This is a genomic window from Candidatus Omnitrophota bacterium, assembly GCA_040755155.1.
In the GTDB taxonomy this organism is placed as follows: domain Bacteria; phylum Hinthialibacterota; class Hinthialibacteria; order Hinthialibacterales; family Hinthialibacteraceae; genus JBFMBP01.
Genome location: JBFMBP010000023.1, coordinates 1 through 2,593, shown reverse-complemented (window position 1 = coordinate 2,593; position 2,593 = coordinate 1). Strand labels below are relative to the sequence as shown.

General features: G+C 50.4%; 2 protein-coding genes. One reads left to right on the top strand and one right to left on the bottom strand.

Going from position 1 to position 2,593, the window contains the following annotated elements; genetic code table 11:
- Nucleotides 1–141: 141 nt before the first annotated feature.
- On the top strand, nt 142–1,719 hold the full coding sequence (locus tag AB1656_02485) for a TolC family protein (GenBank protein MEW6234231.1): 1,578 nt from the start codon (nt 142–144) through the stop codon (nt 1,717–1,719).
- Nucleotides 1,720–1,999: 280 nt separating this feature from the next.
- On the opposite strand, the gene AB1656_02480 is transcribed toward AB1656_02485, so the two are convergent.
- The coding region (locus AB1656_02480; protein ID MEW6234230.1) for a hypothetical protein at nt 2,000–2,593 on the bottom strand (594 nt) is incomplete at its 5' end.

Sequence of the window (2,593 nt, the reverse complement as noted above, 5' to 3'; positions counted from 1 at the left end):
TTGGGAGAGGGATAAAAAGCAAAGATATCTTTGTAGGTTGGCAGTAGATCATTCGGCCTAGACGGCGCGCTGACGCCAAACGGCGATTCGCCTTCAGAGGCAAGCCATCGAATGAAAATCCATCTTAAGGAGGTTTTTTTCGTGTCGCTATCCGCTAGAATCCGAACGCTATTTCTTTTCCTCGCCGTCATGGCGTCCCTTCCCAGTTGGTCCCAAAATTCCGCATCCCAAGCGCCAGCAAATGAAAACGCCAGCTTGGCGGCGCCGCAGCACGTCAGGGACATCACCAGCACTTTTACGCTTCCGGAAGAAGAATTCCGTCCCAAGGGATCGGAACTGAAACTTTCGCTGAACGAAGCGATCGACATCGCCCTTGAATTGAATCCCCAAGTGCGCTCTTCCGAACACGGCCTGGAAAGCAGTCTGGCGAATTTGGATTATACGGAAAGCGCCTACCGCGATACCTTCGATCTCAACGCCAGCAACACCCCGATCATTCGAGAAACGTTTCGCCATACAGCCAATAAAAGAGGCTATATGTCGAACGAAAACAATACTCTCTTTCGCATCGGCCCCGAATACGCCCGCACCTTCCGCAACGGCAGCAACGTTCGAGTCAATCCCGAAATCCAATACCAGAACGATTCGGACGCGCCCTTCAACGGCGATCACGCCGACGATTATTACGCCATCAACCTTAGTCTCAATATCCCCATCAACTCCAAACCCCGCGAGCAAATTCGTACGGATATCGAAAACGCCAAACTTTCGACCATCCAGTCGGATTATTCTCTCTATATGAGGAAAAAGTCCACGACGGATCAAGTCATTAACAGCTATTGGAGCATCAAAAGCCTGGAATTGAACGTCGATATCCAAAAAGAGCGCCTGTTGCAAGCGCGGATGCTTGAATTCATCAGCAAAGTCAAACTGGACAACGAACAAGTTTCCGAACTGGATTACGGAAAAGCCCAAGTAGACGTTCTGAATCAGGAAGCCACGCTCATCAGCACCGTTGGCCGCTTGCGCACTTCCATCGAACGATTCAACATCCTCCTGGGGATGCCCGTCGATACCCAATTGATATTGCCCGACGAACTTTTGGTCAACCCTCTTCCCATCAGCGCCGATAAGTACGTGGAAATGGTTACATCGACAAACCTGGAGTTGGAAAACATCCGCTTGTCCATCCGCAAAGCGGAAAATTCGCTTCGCATTGCGCGTCTCGGCCAGCAGCCGAATTTTACATTGACCAATTTCTTCAACCGCGACGACGAAGGCAATCAGGAATTCGGCGCCGGTTTGATCTTCAATTGGAATTTTGGAGACGGCGGAGCCACCAAAGCCCGCGTCCGCGCCCTGCAACACGATTTGGAACAACAAAAAATCAATTTATGGAATACGGAAAGAAGCCTTGTCCAAGATACGTACGCCGATTTGCGCGATTTGCTGCTGGAAAGACAACGCATCGATATTCTCATCAAGAATGTCGATCAAGCCGCCCGTACGTTCGATAACGCTCTTTTCAAATATACGAACTTCGGCGAAAGCACCTTCCTGGAAATGCAGGACTTTCAAAACAACCTCGCCCGCAACCGTTCCGATCTGGTCTCCGCCAAGGTCTCCTACAACATCGCCATGTCGGGCCTTATGAGCAAAGTCCACGAATATAAACCTACGGATAAAGTCGAACCTTTATTAAGCATTCTCGATCGATAAACGCGATCGACGTTTTTATTCGATTTCCTTATACCCTTTGCCATTTTGAGGTATAGCCAACTTCATTGAGGGGAGGGCGAGGCTCCAGCCGAGCCGTATAGACGCAATGGTTAGCCAGGAGGCTCACCCTCCCATCTTTTCCACTGTTTGCGCTTCAAATCCAAGGGCATTTCGTATTACTTTTCAGGCAAGCGATTCCCATCAGCGAAATAGCTGGAGCGCTCTTTCGGGATGGGGATTGAATTACAGGAAATACCAATGGATTTCGCGGCTCATGAGACTATTTTTCGTATATCCATTCCGGTCCGGCTAAGGCGGAAATAGCGCGCAGATCGGCGGGGGGATTGAATTGCAGTCTAATAGTTTTCTCTAGAGAGGAGACCAGCCAGCGCTTGAGTTCCGTTGGTTTCCCTAGTTGAGCCAGCATCGCTTCATCTATATCTTCGCTAGACTGCGCGCCGCCGCAGAAACGTTTTAGAGTATGGGATACTGCTTCCATCCGGCGGCGAATCGGCAATTGCGATATGTTTCGCCCGCAGGCCGCAAACGGATTTTCCGGTTCGAGATTTCCCCCAATCGCGTTTAGAACGAGCTGTAGATTTTGGACAAACAGTAAGTGGCACGGCCAAAGCATGTCTATGGCCAGACCTAACGACAACGACGCCTCATTTCCATTTTCAATATCATTAATAATCGTTCGAACGGTCGCCAGCCAATAATCCTCATTTTCCTGGTAATATTCGGGGCATTGGCGGCGGTAAAGCGATTCGCCCTCGCCGCCGCTGAGGAGAAGCCACACATACTGCGACGCCGGATCGCTCAACGGCTGCGGCCAGTGGATCAGACTGCGGATTTTTTCGACGGCTCTTTGGAC